The 14,275-nt window shown below is 70.0% G+C and carries 15 protein-coding genes; 7 read left to right on the top strand and 8 right to left on the bottom strand.

Annotated elements, in window-relative coordinates; all coding sequences use genetic code 11:
• Positions 1 to 55 precede the first annotated feature (55 nt).
• From ACH01S_RS23905 to ACH01S_RS23875, 7 genes are all read right to left on the bottom strand, one after another.
• Positions 56 to 1,246 carry an ROK family transcriptional regulator gene (locus tag ACH01S_RS23905; RefSeq protein ID WP_067895494.1) on the bottom strand — a complete coding sequence of 397 codons (1,191 nt, stop codon included), beginning with the start codon at positions 1,244 to 1,246 and terminating at the stop codon, positions 56 to 58.
• A 72-nt stretch (positions 1,247 to 1,318) separates the two neighbouring features.
• The gene (locus ACH01S_RS23900; RefSeq protein ID WP_067895492.1) at positions 1,319 to 1,699 is read right to left on the bottom strand and encodes a VOC family protein; all 381 of its coding nucleotides are present in this window, start codon (positions 1,697 to 1,699) and stop codon (positions 1,319 to 1,321) included.
• A gap of 70 nt (positions 1,700 to 1,769) precedes the next feature.
• Positions 1,770 to 2,549, bottom strand: a complete 780-nt coding sequence (locus tag ACH01S_RS23895) for a polysaccharide deacetylase family protein (RefSeq protein WP_083981055.1) — start codon at positions 2,547 to 2,549, stop codon at positions 1,770 to 1,772.
• Between the two features lie 84 nt (positions 2,550 to 2,633).
• On the bottom strand, positions 2,634 to 3,464 hold the full coding sequence (locus ACH01S_RS23890; RefSeq protein WP_067895679.1) for a metal ABC transporter permease: 831 nt from the start codon (positions 3,462 to 3,464) through the stop codon (positions 2,634 to 2,636).
• Positions 3,461 to 4,339: a metal ABC transporter permease gene (locus ACH01S_RS23885; protein WP_246236469.1), complete on the bottom strand. Its 879-nt coding sequence runs from the start codon at positions 4,337 to 4,339 to the stop codon at positions 3,461 to 3,463. Before ACH01S_RS23885 ends, ACH01S_RS23890 begins: the two co-directional genes overlap by 4 nt.
• A 9-nt stretch (positions 4,340 to 4,348) precedes the next feature.
• Positions 4,349 to 5,110 (bottom strand): metal ABC transporter ATP-binding protein, encoded by a 762-nt coding sequence (locus ACH01S_RS23880; RefSeq protein ID WP_067895490.1) that lies wholly within the window; start codon positions 5,108 to 5,110, stop codon positions 4,349 to 4,351.
• A gap of 2 nt (positions 5,111 to 5,112) precedes the next feature.
• On the bottom strand, positions 5,113 to 6,021 hold the full coding sequence (locus ACH01S_RS23875; protein WP_246236470.1) for a metal ABC transporter substrate-binding protein: 909 nt from the start codon (positions 6,019 to 6,021) through the stop codon (positions 5,113 to 5,115).
• A gap of 426 nt (positions 6,022 to 6,447) precedes the next feature.
• Here ACH01S_RS23875 and ACH01S_RS23870 point away from each other — a divergent pair, with 426 nt between their 5' ends.
• The 5 genes from ACH01S_RS23870 (at position 6,448) to ACH01S_RS23850 (ending at position 10,616) form a co-directional block, all read left to right on the top strand.
• Complete coding sequence (locus ACH01S_RS23870) at positions 6,448 to 6,831, top strand: Fur family transcriptional regulator (RefSeq protein WP_246236471.1); 384 nt, start codon at positions 6,448 to 6,450, stop codon at positions 6,829 to 6,831.
• Positions 6,832 to 6,932: 101 nt separating this feature from the next.
• A complete protein-coding gene (locus ACH01S_RS23865) occupies positions 6,933 to 7,961 on the top strand; it encodes a permease (RefSeq protein WP_370671584.1) in 1,029 nt (342 codons plus the stop codon).
• Complete coding sequence (locus ACH01S_RS23860; protein WP_067895478.1) at positions 7,958 to 8,713, top strand: TIGR03943 family putative permease subunit; 756 nt, start codon at positions 7,958 to 7,960, stop codon at positions 8,711 to 8,713. Before ACH01S_RS23865 ends, ACH01S_RS23860 begins: the two co-directional genes overlap by 4 nt.
• A gap of 311 nt (positions 8,714 to 9,024) precedes the next feature.
• On the top strand, positions 9,025 to 10,182 hold the full coding sequence (locus ACH01S_RS23855) for an amidase domain-containing protein (protein ID WP_067895474.1): 1,158 nt from the start codon (positions 9,025 to 9,027) through the stop codon (positions 10,180 to 10,182).
• A gap of 23 nt (positions 10,183 to 10,205) precedes the next feature.
• Positions 10,206 to 10,616 carry a hypothetical protein gene (locus tag ACH01S_RS23850; RefSeq protein WP_067895472.1) on the top strand — a complete coding sequence of 137 codons (411 nt, stop codon included), beginning with the start codon at positions 10,206 to 10,208 and terminating at the stop codon, positions 10,614 to 10,616.
• Between the two features lie 51 nt (positions 10,617 to 10,667).
• Here the strand turns inward: ACH01S_RS23850 and ACH01S_RS23845 are convergent, their stop codons facing one another.
• Positions 10,668 to 11,351: a winged helix-turn-helix transcriptional regulator gene (locus tag ACH01S_RS23845; RefSeq protein ID WP_067895469.1), complete on the bottom strand. Its 684-nt coding sequence runs from the start codon at positions 11,349 to 11,351 to the stop codon at positions 10,668 to 10,670.
• A 131-nt stretch (positions 11,352 to 11,482) separates the two neighbouring features.
• On the opposite strand from ACH01S_RS23845, the gene ACH01S_RS23840 reads away from it, so the two are divergent.
• Together ACH01S_RS23840 and ACH01S_RS23835 are read left to right on the top strand one after the other, a co-directional pair.
• The gene (locus ACH01S_RS23840) at positions 11,483 to 12,292 is read left to right on the top strand and encodes an SDR family NAD(P)-dependent oxidoreductase (protein WP_083981051.1); all 810 of its coding nucleotides are present in this window, start codon (positions 11,483 to 11,485) and stop codon (positions 12,290 to 12,292) included.
• Between the two features lie 177 nt (positions 12,293 to 12,469).
• Positions 12,470 to 14,212, top strand: a complete 1,743-nt coding sequence (locus tag ACH01S_RS23835; protein ID WP_218010368.1) for a beta-N-acetylhexosaminidase — start codon at positions 12,470 to 12,472, stop codon at positions 14,210 to 14,212.
• The last annotated feature ends 63 nt before the right edge of the window (positions 14,213 to 14,275 follow it).

Below are 14,275 nucleotides of genomic sequence, written 5' to 3'. Positions count from 1 at the left end.
GCGCGTGCGGCAGAAACCGCAAGCTCTAAATGGATAAAGAGTTTGAACTAGGAAATCACTTCAAAGATTGAAGGCAAAGGTCGGCGCCGTCGAAGGCGTACCGCGCCGCCCCGCGCGCGATGGCATGGCCGCCCAGTTCGGCCAGGACGACGCTCCCGCGCCAGTTGCGCGGGCTCGCCATCCGCCGCATCCCGCGGCTGACCGGGTCCAGCAGCGCGGGACCGGCGGCCGCCAGCGCACCGCCCAGGACGAAGCGCTCGGGCGCGAGCACCGCGACGACGTTCGCCAGCCCGGTGACGATGTCCTGCGCCGCGTCCGTGACGATCCGGGCGCAGCCGGGGTCGCCCGAGCGGGCCAGCTCGGCGAGCCGGTCGAGCGTGAGGTCGTCTCCGTGGAGGTCCGCCACATGGCTCAGCAGGGCCTCGCCGCCGACCTTCGTCTCCAGGCAGCCGCGGTTCCCGCAGAGGCAGAGCCTGCCGCTCGTGTCGGTGGACGAGTGCCCGAGCTCCCCGATCCCGCCCGCCCCGCCGCGGTACAGCAGCCCGCCGAGCAGCATCGCGCCGCCGACCCCCGAGCTCAGATGCAGGTAGAGCACGTCCCGGCAGCCGCGCGCGGCGCCCCACCGCACCTCGGCCAGCAGGGCGGCGTCGCAGTCGTTGATCAGCCGGACGGGAAGGCCGGTCTCCTCGCCCAGCTCGCCCGTCACGTCGGCGCCGTACCAGGACGGATCGAACGCCGGCAGTTGCCCGCCGAACCCCGCCGGGACGGTGTCCGAGACGGGATCGATGGACACGCACAGCGCCAGCCCCACACCGGCGAGCGGCCGCGACGACACCCCGTCCGCGGCGCGCACGGCCTCGACCAGCTCCACGATCGTCGCCCGCTCTTCGCCGTAGGGGGACTCCGGGACCCGCGGGCGCGACCGTTCGACCAGGACCGAGCCTTCGTGGTCGACCGCCGCCGCGGTGATCGCCTCGCGCCCGACCGCGACCGCCAGCGCCAGTTCCCCGGCCGCCGCGTCCAGCTCGACCAGGTTCACGCTCCGGCCGTTCCGCCGTCCCTTCGAGAGTTTGACCCGATCGTCCTCGACGAGTACACGGACGAGATTCGAGACGGTGGCCTCCGACAGCCCCGTCACCCTCGCCAGCTCCGACTGCGACAACGTACCGCCCTGCCGCAGTGCGGAAACGACCTTCTCCAGGTTCGTCCGCCGCAGCTCGGCGAGCGCCCCGCCAGATGGCACCATGCCGCAAACCCTTCGCTCATGTCCACAGGCTTTGAACTGAAAGGGTAGCCCCGGTGCCAGGTTCGACGAGCGCTAGTCGGTTGGCAGGTAGTGGGCGCGGCCCTCGTCGTCCAGTTCGACCGAGCCCTTGGGGATGACGCAGAACTCGTTTCCCTCGGGATCGGCCATGACGAGGAAGCCGCCGGGGTCGTACTCGGTCAGCCGCCGCCCGCCCAGCGCCTCCACCCTGGCCTGCTCGGCGGCCGGGTCCTCCGACTCCAGATCCAGGTGGAGCCGGTTCTTCCCGGCCTTGGAGCCGTCGGCGCGCTGGAATCCCACGCCCAGCCCGTTCCCGCGTTCGAGCCAGACGTACGGCCCGGTCCGCCCGGCGACCGGCCGGTCGAGCAACTCGCTCCAGAAGGCCGCCAGCCGCTCCGGATCGGTGGAGTCGACGATCACGCAGTTGATGTCCATGCCCACCAACCTGCCAGCACGGGCACCGAACTGACGACCTCGGCACGGCTGCCCCGTTGGTGGGGGTGTCTCAGAGTGCGACGAAGGTCAGGCCGCGCTGCTTGAGGGCGGGCAGGACGGTGCGCAGTGCCGTGACGGTCTGGGAGCGGTCGCCGCCACCGTCGTGGCACAGCAGGATGTCGCCCGGCTTGGCCGTTTCGAGGTCGGCGGTGATGTGGGGGACTCCGGGACGGGCCCAGTCGCGCGGGTCGACTCCCCAGCCGACGCAGATCATTTCCAGCGAGGTCGCGATGTCCACGACCTGCCGCGACCAGGCGCCGCCCGGGGCGCGGAAGAACCGCGGGGCCGCCGAGGCGGCCTGGGCGATCCGGTCGTGCGCCTCGGCGATCTCCTGCCGGATGCGCGGCACGGGTAACGCCGGAAGGTCGAGCGGGTGGTTGAGCGTGTGATCGGCGATCTGGTGCCCCGCCGCGACGATCCGCTGGACGACCCGGGCGTTCCCCGGCACCTGCATCCCGATCATGTTGAAGGTCGCGGGTACGTCATGCTCGGCGAGGACGTCCAGGATCTTGGGCGTCCAGTACGGGTGCGGCCCGTCGTCGATGGTCAGGGCCACCGCGTTCGGTGGGGCGGCCGGAGTCAGGTCGTGCAGGGAGCGGATCGGATTGGTGACCGCTCTCAGCTTCCCGGCGGGGACGAACCCTGGATCGGGCGGTGGGGGCGGCGTCCGCCCCGCCCCCGCCGCGTGCGCGGACCGATGCCCTCCGCGACGCCACAGTTCGGGGGTCGCCCCGGCCGCGACTCCTGCCGTGGCGGCGGCGAGCATGGTGAGCACCTGGCGACGGTCCATTCCGGTGTCCTTATCGTCCGAGGGGCGTGCCCTGTAAGGCTGCCCAGGAACCCGGCGGGTTTGCCGCTTCCGCGCCGAATCGCTTCATGAGCAGGGTGCGGGCTGACGGCGCCGGTGGCGGGTGGCCGCCGCGTTCCATGCCGTGGTCGCGGCCAGGGACGAGACGAACAGGGTTCCGGTGACGAGGGTGATGGCGCCGCCCGCGGCGACGTCGTAGTGGGTGGAGATCCGCACGCCGATCAGCCCGCTGGCCGCGCCCGCGGCGACGGCGATGGCGGTCATGGCCGGGATGTTGTGGGTCCACAGGCGGGCGACGGCGGCCGGGCCGACCAGGACGGCCACCGACAGGATCGCGCCGGCGGCGGGCACGGCGACCACGATCACCGCCTCGACCGTCAGCAGCAGCGCGAGGTCGGTCAGGGCCGGGCGGTAGCCGGCGGCGGCGTACCCGCCGGGGTCGAAGGCGCGGAAGGTGAGTTGCCTGCCCGCGCCGAGGAGGAGGGCGGCGACGATGCCGCCGACCACCGTCACGGCGATCAGGTCGCCGGTTCCGACGGTGAGGATCTGGCCGACGGTGTAGGCGGTCAGGTCCTTGGAGAAGCCGTCGCGCGCCGACAGCAGGACGACGCCGAGCGCGAACCCGGCCGACAGCATGATCCCGATCGCGGTGCTCATGGCCTGCGCCGGTCGCCGGGACAGGGCCAGCACCCCCAGCACGATCAGCACGCCGAACAGGCCGCCGCCCGCGTACAGGTCGATGCCCGCGACCGCGGCCAGGACGACGCCGGGGAAGGTGGCGTGGGTCATGGCCAGGGTGAAGAACGGCAGCCGGCGCAGCACGATCTGCACGCTGATCAATCCGCCGACCACGCCGAGGAGGACGGCTTCGAGGAGCGCCCGGTCGACCGCCGTCATGCCGCGTTCCCCGGAATGGGTCGGCGGACGCGCCACCGCCGCCGGATCGTTCCCGCAGCGAGGGCGCCCGCGTAGCAGGCGATGAGGACGAGCACGACGGTGCCGCCGGAGGCGAGCCGCAGCCCGTGGTGGATCGAGGCGTCGTAGCTGATCGCCAGGCCCGTCCAGCCGGCCAGCGCGCCGAGGGCGGCGGCGAGCGGCACGATCAGCGCGAGCCGGTCCGACATCGCCCGCGCCGCGGCGGCGGGCACGATCAGCAGCGCGATGACCAGGACCGTCCCGACCGCCCGGACCGAGGCGACCACGACGAGGGCGACGATGGTGTTGGTGACCAGGTCCAGCATGCCGATCCGGTATCCGGCGGCCCGGGCGCCGTGCGGGTCGAACGCGCGGGCGATCAGCGGCCGCCGCAGCAGCGCCAGCGCGGCGATGACCAGGACGGCGACCGCCATGGTCTGCGCCAACTGCTGCCCGGTGACCGTGAGGACCCGGCCGAACAGGAAGGCGGTCAGATCGGCGGTGTAGCCCGACTGCCGGGAGACGAGCACGACCCCGACGGCGAAGAAGGTGGTCAGCAGGACCGCCAGGGCGGTGTCCTCGGTGACGGCGCGGTGCCGGGTGAGCAGGGTGAGCAGCGCGGCGGTCGCGGCGCCCGCGGCCAGCGCGCCCCAGAAGATGCCGCCGTCCCCGCTGAGCAGGTGGCCGATGACGACGCCGGGGAAGACCGTATGGGTCAGCGCGTCGGTGATGAACGCCAGGCGGCGCAGCAGGATCAGCACGCCGACGGTCCCGGCCAGCGCGCCCAGGACCATCATCACGGCCAGCGCCCGGCCCATGAACGGGAACGTGAACGGCTCGACGAAGAACTGGTACACGGCCGCCGCCTAGGAGTGGGCGACGATGACACGGTCGCCGCGCAGTTCGAGCGCGTGGCCACCGTAGGTGGCGCGCAGCCGGTCGGGGGTGAGCGTGGCGCGGGTCGGCCCGAAGCCGAACTGCCGGCGGTTGATCAGGCACACCCCCTCGCACGCCAGATGGGCCAGCGCCAGGTCGTGGGTGGCGACGACCACGGCCGCGCCCTGCTTCTTCAGCGCGGCGATCGCGTCCAGCAGCGCCTGCTCGCTGACGGCGTCGACGCCGTTGAACGGCTCGTCCAGCAGCAGCAGGCGGGGTTCGGCGGCGATCGCGCGGGCCAGCAGGACGCGCTGGCGCTGCCCGCCCGACAGCGTCCCGAACCGGTGCCGGGCGCGGTCGGCCAGGCCGACCCGCTCCAGGGCGCGGTGGGCGGCCTGCTTGTCGGCGGCCTTCGGGCGGCGCAGCCAGCCGATCCGCCGGTAGCGCCCCATCAGGACCACCTGGCCGACCGAGATCGGGAACTCCGGATCGAGCGTGTCGGCCTGCGGGACGTAGGCGACGTCGCGGCGCGCCTGGGCGGGCGAGGCGTCCAGCACGGTGATCCGTCCCGCGGCCAGGGGCACCAGACCGAGGACCGCCTTGATGAGGGTCGATTTGCCCGCGCCGTTCGGGCCGATCAGCGCGACGGCCTCACCCGGCGCGACCCCGCCGTCGATCTCCTCTAGAGCCAGGGCCGGGCCGTAGGCGACGCTGACCTTCTCCAGCCGCAGCGCCTTTTCCTGAGTGCCCATCGTCAGCCCCTGAGCGCCGTGACGATGGTGGTGGTGTTGTGCCGCTCCATCTCCAGGTATGTGGCGCCCGCCGAGCCCGCCGGGCCGAGCGTGTCCCCGTAGAGGGAGTCCTCGCCCGCCTCGACCTTCACTCCGGCCTCGCGGCCGATGGCCTCGGCGGTCTTGGGCGGCAGCGAGGACTCGGAGAAGACCGCCTTCACGCCGGTCGACCTGATCTTGGCGACGAGCGAGTTGAGCTGCTTGCCCGACAGCTCGGCCGAGGTGTCGAAGCTCGGGATGATCGAGCCGACGAACGTCAGGCGGTAGCGGTCGACGTAGTACCCGAACGCGTCGTGGTTGGTGACCAGCTTGCGCTGGTCGGCGGGCAGCGAGTCGATCTGTCCGGCGATCCAGGCGTCGAGTTGCCTGAGCTTGCCGGTGTAGGTCCGCAGGTTCGCCTCGTAGGCCGCCTTGTCGGCGGGATCCGCGGCCTCGAACGCGGCGGCGATGTCGCGGCTCATGATCTCGACGTTCCTGGGGTTGTGCCAGATGTGCGGGTCGCCGTCCGCCTCCTCCCCGGTGCCTTTGCGGATGGCCACGCCCTTGCTGGTGTCGACCACCGGGCCGTCGAAGCCGGCGGACTTGATCGTCTGGTCCAGCCACTTCTCCAGGCCGACGCCGCCCTTCACCACCAGGTCGGCGTCGGCGATGGCCTGGATGTCCGCCGGGGACGGCTCGTAGTCGTGCGGGTCCACGTTGGGCTTGAGGATCTGGGTGACCGCGACCCTGTCACCGCCGATGTTGCGGGCGAAGTCGGCCACCTGCGTGGTCGTGGCGACCACCTTCACCTTCTTCGCGCCGCCGCCGTCGCCGTTGTCGGCGGAGCTGGAACCGCCGCAGCCGGTGCCCGCGACCAGCACGACGGCCAGCACGCCCGCCAGGGCAGGCAGGGCAGGGCCGACTGCTCGGATACGCAACGTGTCCCCCCGCGGGTTGATCAGAAATGAAAACCGATCCCATGTTCGTCTTATCGGAAATGATTGTCAATCCCGACATGTGCCCATACCGGGCTCCTGCACGTCTTCGTCCGCGACGGCGGGGCCCGCCACCTGGTGCGCCGCCGATGCGGCGACGTCCGGGAGCACCTCGCCGCCGGGCCACGTCCGATTCCGGGCCGGATCGAACCGCACGGTCTGTGCGGCCGCCGCCCGCGGGGCCGAAGCGATGATCCAACCGGTTGGTACCATGTGAAAAAGTGAAGATCGGACCGTCAATCGGCCGGAGCAGCTCCCATGACTTCCCATGCTTCCCGCCACCCGACACGGCAGGCCGCCCCTGCGTCCCGCGGCGGAACGCGGGTGCGGGGCACGCAGCAGGCCGCCGCCCTCTCCCGGGTGCTGGCGGACCTGTCCGAGTTCCGCAGCGCCACGGACATCCACAGTGAGCTGCGACGCCGCGGTGAGGGCATCGGGCTGACCACCGTCTACCGCCATCTCCAGGTGCTCAGCCAGGACGGCGTGGTCGACGCGCTCCGCGACGAGTCCGGCGAGACCCTCTACCGGCGCTGCCGGACCAGCACCCATCACCACCACGTGACCTGCCGCTCATGCGGGCACAGCGTCGAGGTGGAAGGACCCGCGATCGAACGCTGGGCCGAGCACGTCGCCGCCGAGGCGGGCTTCACCGAGATCAACCACACCGTGGAGATCTTCGGCCGGTGCCGCGACTGCGCGTCGACCTAGCCGACCTCGCCGGCCGGCACGGCGGGTCGGCCACACGGGAGCGATCACGAATGGTCGCAGGCGCCGGAGTCTCCTGGCATCCCTCTGGAACGATGACCGGCATGAGCGACCATGTCGGCCTTCGCGCGGCCGAGGACGACCTGCTCCCGCCCACGGACTGGGGACGACGCGGTCCGGCCGCGCCCGGCACCCGTGCCGCGTGGGCGTTCGGTCTCCTGGCGGCCGGGCTGGCGGCCGGCCGGGTCTGGGTCGCTCCGGCCGTCGGCGCACGCGAGCTGGACGCGTGGGCGACGATCTTCGTGGCGGTGTGCGTGCAGGCGCTGCCGTTCCTGGTGTTCGGGGTCGCGCTGTCGGCCACGATCACCACGTTCGTCCCGGCGTCGGTGTGGCGCCGGGTGCTGCCGCGCCGACCGGGGGCGGCGGTGCCGTTCGCCGGGGCCATGGGCGCGGTCCTGCCGGGCTGCGAATGCGCGTCGGTACCGGTCGCGGGCGGGTTGATGGCGCGCGGGGTGGCTCCGGCCGCCGCGCTGACCTTCCTGCTCGCCGCCCCCGCGATCAACCCGATCGTGCTGGTCGCCACCGCCGTCGCCTTCCCCGGGAAGCCGGAGATGGTCGTCGGCCGGTTCGTCGCGTCCCTGCTGGTGGCCGTACTGGCCGGGTGGGCGTGGCTGATGCTGGGCAAGGGCGAGTGGATCAGGGTTCCGTCCCGGCCGGACGCCCACGGGACGGCCGGACGCCTGGAGGCTTTCCGGCAGGCCATGCGGCACGACATCATGCACGCCGGAGGCTTCCTGGTGGTCGGCGCCGCGGCGGCCGCCGCCATCAACGTCGTGGTGCCCGCCGAATGGGTGACCGCGGTCGCCGGTATTCCGGTCGCGTCGGTGCTGCTGCTGGCGCTGCTCGCGGTGCTGATGTCCATCTGCTCAGAGGCCGACGCGTTCGTGGCGGCCAGCCTGACGCAGTTCTCCACCACGGCGCGGCTGGCGTTCCTGGTGGTGGGGCCGATGGTGGACCTGAAGCTGATCGCCCTGCAGGCGGGCTTCTTCGGCCGCCGCTTCGCCGTCCGCTTCATCCCCCTGACCTTCTGTCTGGCCGTCGGGATCAGCGCGGTCACGGGAGGGCTGCTGTGAGCAGAGCCGCGCAGAACCTGCTGCTGATCCTGATCGCCGCCACGGTGTTGTGGATCACCCTGGGCAGCGGCGAGTACGTCAACTACGTCCGGCCCGGCTTCCGGCTCCTGCTGGTCCCCGCGGCGCTGACCCTCCTGCTACTGGGCGCCGCCGGTCTACGCCGGGACTGGCGCCCCACCGCAGACACACACATCCCCGGGAGCGCACAAGAGAACGGCGATCTGGACCACGGTCACGATCATTCACACGGCCCGAGGACGGGCTGGCTGCTCTGCCTCCCCGTGCTGGCCGTCTTCGTGATCGCCCCACCCGCGCTCGGCTCGTTCACCGCCGCCCGCGACACCGGCCGCGCGGCGCCGCCGCCCGCCGCGCCGACCTCGGGGTACCGGCCGCTGCCCGCGAACGGCGCGCCGGTCACGATGACGATGGGCGAGTTCATCGGCCGCGCCTACGAGGCACAGACGGGCGATCCCGCGCGATTCGAGGGCGTCCCGGTCCGGCTGACCGGCTTCGTGACCGCGACCGGGAAGGGCGGCTGGCAGCTCACCCGGCTCAAGATCGCCTGCTGCGCGGGCGACGCCGTCCCGTTCCCGGTGATCGTGCGCGGTCTCCCCCAGCCCCCCGCCGACTCCTGGGTCCAGGTAGTCGGCGTCTGGAAGCCACCGCCGCCCGGCACGAAGCGCACAGTCGTCCAGGAGCTAAGCGGCCACTCCCTCGATCGGATCAAAAAGCCCAAGAACCCCTACGAGTGATCACCCCTGCCTGGCCGCAGAAACGACCAGAGCCCGTATGCCTCCAGTGAACGGCCAAGGCCAACGACCTTCACAACCTCAACTGCTGCCCGGTACCGCACAAAACCCTTGAATTCGCGTACCGATTTATCGTGCAGCCGGGCCGGCGATGTCCGATGTCGGCCACCGGTCCGTTGTCGAGGCCAAGGTGGCACGGGATGTGAGACCTGGGTCACATGACAATGTAGCCAAATGGTTGGTTAGTGTCCGTGTCAGCCCGCGTCACCCCGCACCAAATGCGCGGAAGCCAGAGATCCACGGAGGATGGATTGATGACTCGCTGGGCTGCGATCACCGCAGTCGCGGGGGCCGCGATCGCCGCATCACTCAACGGGGTTCCCGCCACCGCGGCACCGGGGGAAGCAAGCACATCTGCGCCGGCGCCGGTGAAGACGCAACTGACCGAGCTTGCCCAGGCGTACATGCAGAGCAGAGCCGATCAGTTAACCTTACGGCCTACCACCAAAGTGCAGGTCAGCACGCGTGCCCTGACTGGCGCACTCCAGCGTCGTCGCGCCTGGGAGAGCGCGCGACTCGCCGAAAATCGAGAACTCCTGAGGCGTGAAGCCCTCGACGGCGGCTATTCGCACGCCGTGACCAAGGTGACTCCGGGAAAGCTCGCGGTCACGGGCAATGTCGCGACGTTCAATGTCAGTGAGTTCACCACGCTCTACTCCCTGAAGGTCAGTGAGGCCGACCGGGCGCGCGGCTACGACTGGGAGTCGTACCGCCTGCCGCAGACGCTGACGTTCCGCTACGTCGGCGACGCGTGGCTTCTCGATACGGTCACGGCGCCCACGGGAGGCGTACCCGTTCCCGTTCAGGTCGGTGATCCGCAACCAGTCGCGGAGCCACAGGTGACCGGTACCGATGATGAGAGGCCGGCGTCCACCACCAGGCCGTCTACCGGAGCGCTTACCGCCGACGTTCAACCTGGAGAACCCCAGCGGCAGCGAAGTCGCCCCCAGAACAAGCACATCATCTGGTACGCCGAGAAGTATGTCTACAACTACAACCGGGCGTACCGGCGCTACGACCAGGACTGTACGAACTTCGTCTCCCAGGCATTGAGGCACGGAGGCAAGAAAATGGTCGGCTCGGGGGCCAAGAATCGCAGGAACGACAAAATGTGGTTCTACGGCCCTACCAAGAAGAGCACCAGCTTCACCTGGGCCGCCGCGGCCAACTGGGGCAGATTCTGGTCCTACCGCACACTGTCCCTGGCCAGCGTCTGGAGCACGATCCCTTCCGACGTGATCCAGATAGACTGGGATGGCGGGGGCAAGGATCACACGACGGTCGTCGTGGGCTGGAAGTCCAACGGCGATCGGCTGCTGAACTATCACACCAACGATCGTCAGCACGCATCCCTGGATAAGCTCCTCAAGACGTACCCGAAGGCGCGGTGGTACCCGCGCGGCGTCTTCTGACCAATCCGAAGATCGGAGCGCAAATGGCGTCCAAGGTACGGCGGTCCGCATTATGGCTAATTCTCGCGGTCGGCGCCCTGGTGATCGTCGTTGCCGCCCTCGCCGTCTGGCTCTGGCCGGACAAGGGAGGCGCCTCCAACCCGCGAGCCATAGCCAGATCCTACGTCCAGACGCTGAATGATCGCGATTCGGATGGACTGAAGAAACTGTACTATCCGAGCGATCGCTCGCAGGCAAAGAATGAGATCAACGCCCTCTTGTCCAAGTACGGAGGAAAGAAGATCCGGGTGACCCGAATGGACGTGGTACAGGAGTTCGGTCCCGACATGGCCCAGGTGAAGATCATCGGAACCTCGAACGCGGGCCCTTACACAGAGGCGCTCGACACGGCCAAACGGGATGGCGCCTGGTATCTGATTACAAATCCCACTTAAGCCGCGCTTGTGGATCGTGAAGGCCCGGAAGCCTATGGCTCCCGGGCCTTCTCACTTGTCTCGTGACAGCCGCACCGGCTCCGCGCGGGCAGGATCGTCGGGGGTGACTGCGTTTAGGAGGCGGTGGATGGCTGATAGGTCGCCTACTACGGCGATGCTGCCGTTGGCGCAGGCGGGTTCGAGGGTGGACGGGTCGGCTAGGAGGGTGCTGAGCGTCTTGGGGTCTGCTCGGAGTGAGGCGTCCGCTTTTGTGGTCTCCCCGGGCTGTACTTGGAGGCGGCCGTCCGCCAGGCGGACCGTCCACGTTCGTCCTCCGAGGTCCAGGCGGCAGACCGTGGGCGGGGCCTTGGGGTCGGGCCGGGCGGCGTCCTCCAGGAAGATCAGGACTGAGCTGGCGCTGAGCGCGGACGGCTCGGGGGGCTCTGGCGCGTCAGTCCCCCACTCGCCCAAGGACCGCACGATCGGTTCCAGTTTCCGGCCCCAATCGGTCAGGTGATACGCCTTCGGGCCTTCGGTCTCCGCCGGGCCGTGACGAATCACTCCGTTGTTTTCGAGTTCCCGGAGGCGGTCGGCGAGGACGTTCGAGCTGACGTGGGGCAGAGCGTTCCGCAGCTCGGAGAACCGTTGGGGCGTCAAGAGCAGCTCGCGGACGATCAGCAGGGCCCAGCGCTCCCCGACGACGTCGAGGGCCCGCGCGATCCCGCAGGCGTCCCGGTAGCTGCGGCTGGTCGGCATGGTCACACTCCTCTTCGCCCACGATCCTAAACTACAGGCGAGTCTGGTTGTTTTTAACAATCTACTGTGGTTCTCTTGCTGCGAGCGGTGGTGCCGGAGGAGGCGACGGCCGCTAGGGGACGGGAGGACACATGAGTGGGTTGCTACTTGAGGGCAAGAACGCCGTGGTCTATGGGGGTGGGGGAGCCATCGGCGGCGCGGTCGCGCGGGTGTTCGCCCGGGAGGGCGCGCGGGTCTTCATCGCCGGGCGGACCCAGGCGAAGCTCGACGCCGTAGCGCGTGACATCGCCGCGGAAGGCGGGACGGTCGAGACCGCGCGAGTCGACGTCCTGGATCAGCAGGCGGTGGAGGAGCACGCCGCCGCGGTCGCGGCGACGGCCGGGGGCATCGACGTCGCCCTCAACGCCGTCAGCGTCATGCACGACCAGGGGACATCGCTGGCCGACCTGTCGCTGGAAGAGTTCATGCAGCCGATCGACGGCTTTCTGCGGGCGCTTTTCACCACCAGCAAGGCCGTGGCTCCGCATATGGGGCGCGGGCGTCCGGGAGTCATCCTGACCTTGTCGGAGCCGGGCTCCAAACTGGCTATCGGCGGCATCCTGGGGCACGCGGTGAGCGCGGCCGGCAAGGAGGCTTTCTCCCGCGTTCTGGCCGCGGAATTGGCGCCTGACGGCATCCGGGTCATCGGCATACGTCCGCATGCCGTCGTGGACGCGCCGGCGGCGGGTTCCTACACCAGGGACCTTTTCGAGGCGACAGCGGGAGCGACGGGACAGTCGGTGCAGGAATTTCTGGAAAGCGGGCTGGCGCAGGGGACGCTGCTGAAGCGGCTTCCCACGCTGTCCGAGATAGCGGAGACGGCGGCGTTCCTGGCTTCAGACCGAGCCGGTGTCGTGACCGGGACGATCGTCAACCTGTCCGGTGGCGCGCTGGTCGACTGAAGCCCGCGAGCATATCGACCGGCGCGCCCGTCGTCCAGCGGGTGGACGCCCCCTTGACAGAGGGACGGGAAGCGGTCTAACTGGCAACAAACCTTTCAATTTTCCCCCGCCGCTGAAGGGTCCGCTCCCATGAAGTCCGTCAAGCCTTCGCGCGCGCGAGCGCGTTCCAAGCAGTTCTTGGTCATCCTGTCCGCGCTGGTGCTGCCGGTGGGCGGCGCGGGGCCGGCGGTGCGCGCGGACGCGCGTCCGGCGCCCGCCGCCGCCCAGGTCGCGAGCATGCAGGACGTGGTTCCGGCGCCGGTCAAGGCCGAGCCGGCCACGGGCGCCGACCACACGATCACCAGCGGGACGGTGATCTATGTCCAGCCCGGTTCGGCCGGGGTGGGCGACTACCTCGCCGGCCTCCTGCGCCGGTCGACCGGCTACCCGCTGCCGGTCAAGAGCGCGCCCGCCACGCCCGCCGACGGCATATCGCTGCTGCTCACCGGCGCCGACCCGAGCGTGGGCGACCAGGGCTACCAACTGGACGTCTCGACCGCCGCGGTGGTGGTCCGGGCGAACCAGCCCGCCGGTCTGTTCGCGGGGGTGCAGACGCTGCGGCAGCTTTTGCCCGCGGCGGTCGAGAGCACCAGCACGCAACCCGGTCCGTGGGAGATCCCCGGCGGCCGCATCATCGACTATCCACGGTTCGCCTATCGCGGCGCCCACCTCGACGTCGCCCGCCATTTCTTCACCGTCGACGAGGTCAAGCGGTACGTAGACGAGATCTCCCTCTACAAGGTCAACTATCTGCATCTGCATCTGACCGACGACCAGGGCTGGCGCATTCAGATCAACAGCTGGCCTCGGCTGGCGACATACGGCGGCGAGCTCGAAGTCGGCGGCACACCCGGCGGGTACTACACGCAGGACCAGTACCGGGACATCGTCGCGTACGCGCAGAGCCGCGGTATCACCGTCGTCCCCGAGATCGACATGCCCGGCCACACGAACGCCGCGCTGGCCTCGTACGCGGAACTCAACTGCAACAACACCGCGCCGCCGCGCCGCACCGACATCGAGGTCGGCTACAGCTCGCTCTGCATCAGCAAGGACGTCACCTACAAGTTCGTCGCCGACGTCATCCGCGAGGTCGCGGCGCTCACCCCCGGCCCCTACCTCCACATCGGCGGCGACGAGGCCAGCGCCACGCCCCAGCAGGACTACGTCACCTTCCTCAACAAGGTGCTGCCGCTCGTCCAGCAGCAGGGGAAGATCGCGATGGGCTGGCACGACATCGTCAACGCCACCCCGCCCACCTCGGCGATTCCGCAGTATTGGGGGACGGCGACATCGCACGCGGGCGTCCAGGCGGCGGCGAAGCGCGGCAACAAGATCCTCATGTCACCGGCCAACAAGTCCTACCTCGACATGAAGTACAACTCCAGCACGCGTCTCGGGCTGAGCTGGGCGGGCTTCATCGAGGTGCAGACCGCCTACGAGTGGAACCCCGGAGCGCACCTGTCCGGCGTGGGCGAGTCGCAGGTGTCCGGCGTCGAGGCGCCGCTGTGGTCGGAGACCCTGCAGAACATCGACGACATCGAGTTCATGGCGTTCCCCCGGCTGCCCGCCATCGCCGAACTCGGCTGGTCGCCGCAGTCCACCCACAACTGGAACGCCTTCCGGCAGCGGCTGGCCGCGCAGGGGCCGCGCTGGCAGGTCATGGGCGTCGACTTCTACCGGTCGAGCCAGGTGCCGTGGAAGACCGGCAACCCGGGCCCGGGGACGTGCGCCGAAACCGCGTGGGACGCCTCGGCGACCTACACCGGTGGTCAGAAGGTGTCCTACAACGACCACACCTGGACCGCCAGATGGTGGACCCACGGCGACGTCCCCGGCAACAACTCCCAAGACGTCTGGACCGACAACGGCCCCTGCTGACGACCGACGACCCGCGACCGCCCGTTTCCCATTAGCAAGGCGCCAGCGCCGCTGATGCTCCAG

Source organism: Actinomadura chibensis NBRC 106107 (assembly GCF_001552135.1).
Lineage (GTDB): Bacteria > Actinomycetota > Actinomycetes > Streptosporangiales > Streptosporangiaceae > Spirillospora > Spirillospora chibensis.
Note: the sequence above shows the minus strand (reverse complement) of the source record. Positions and strands in the feature narration are given on the sequence as shown.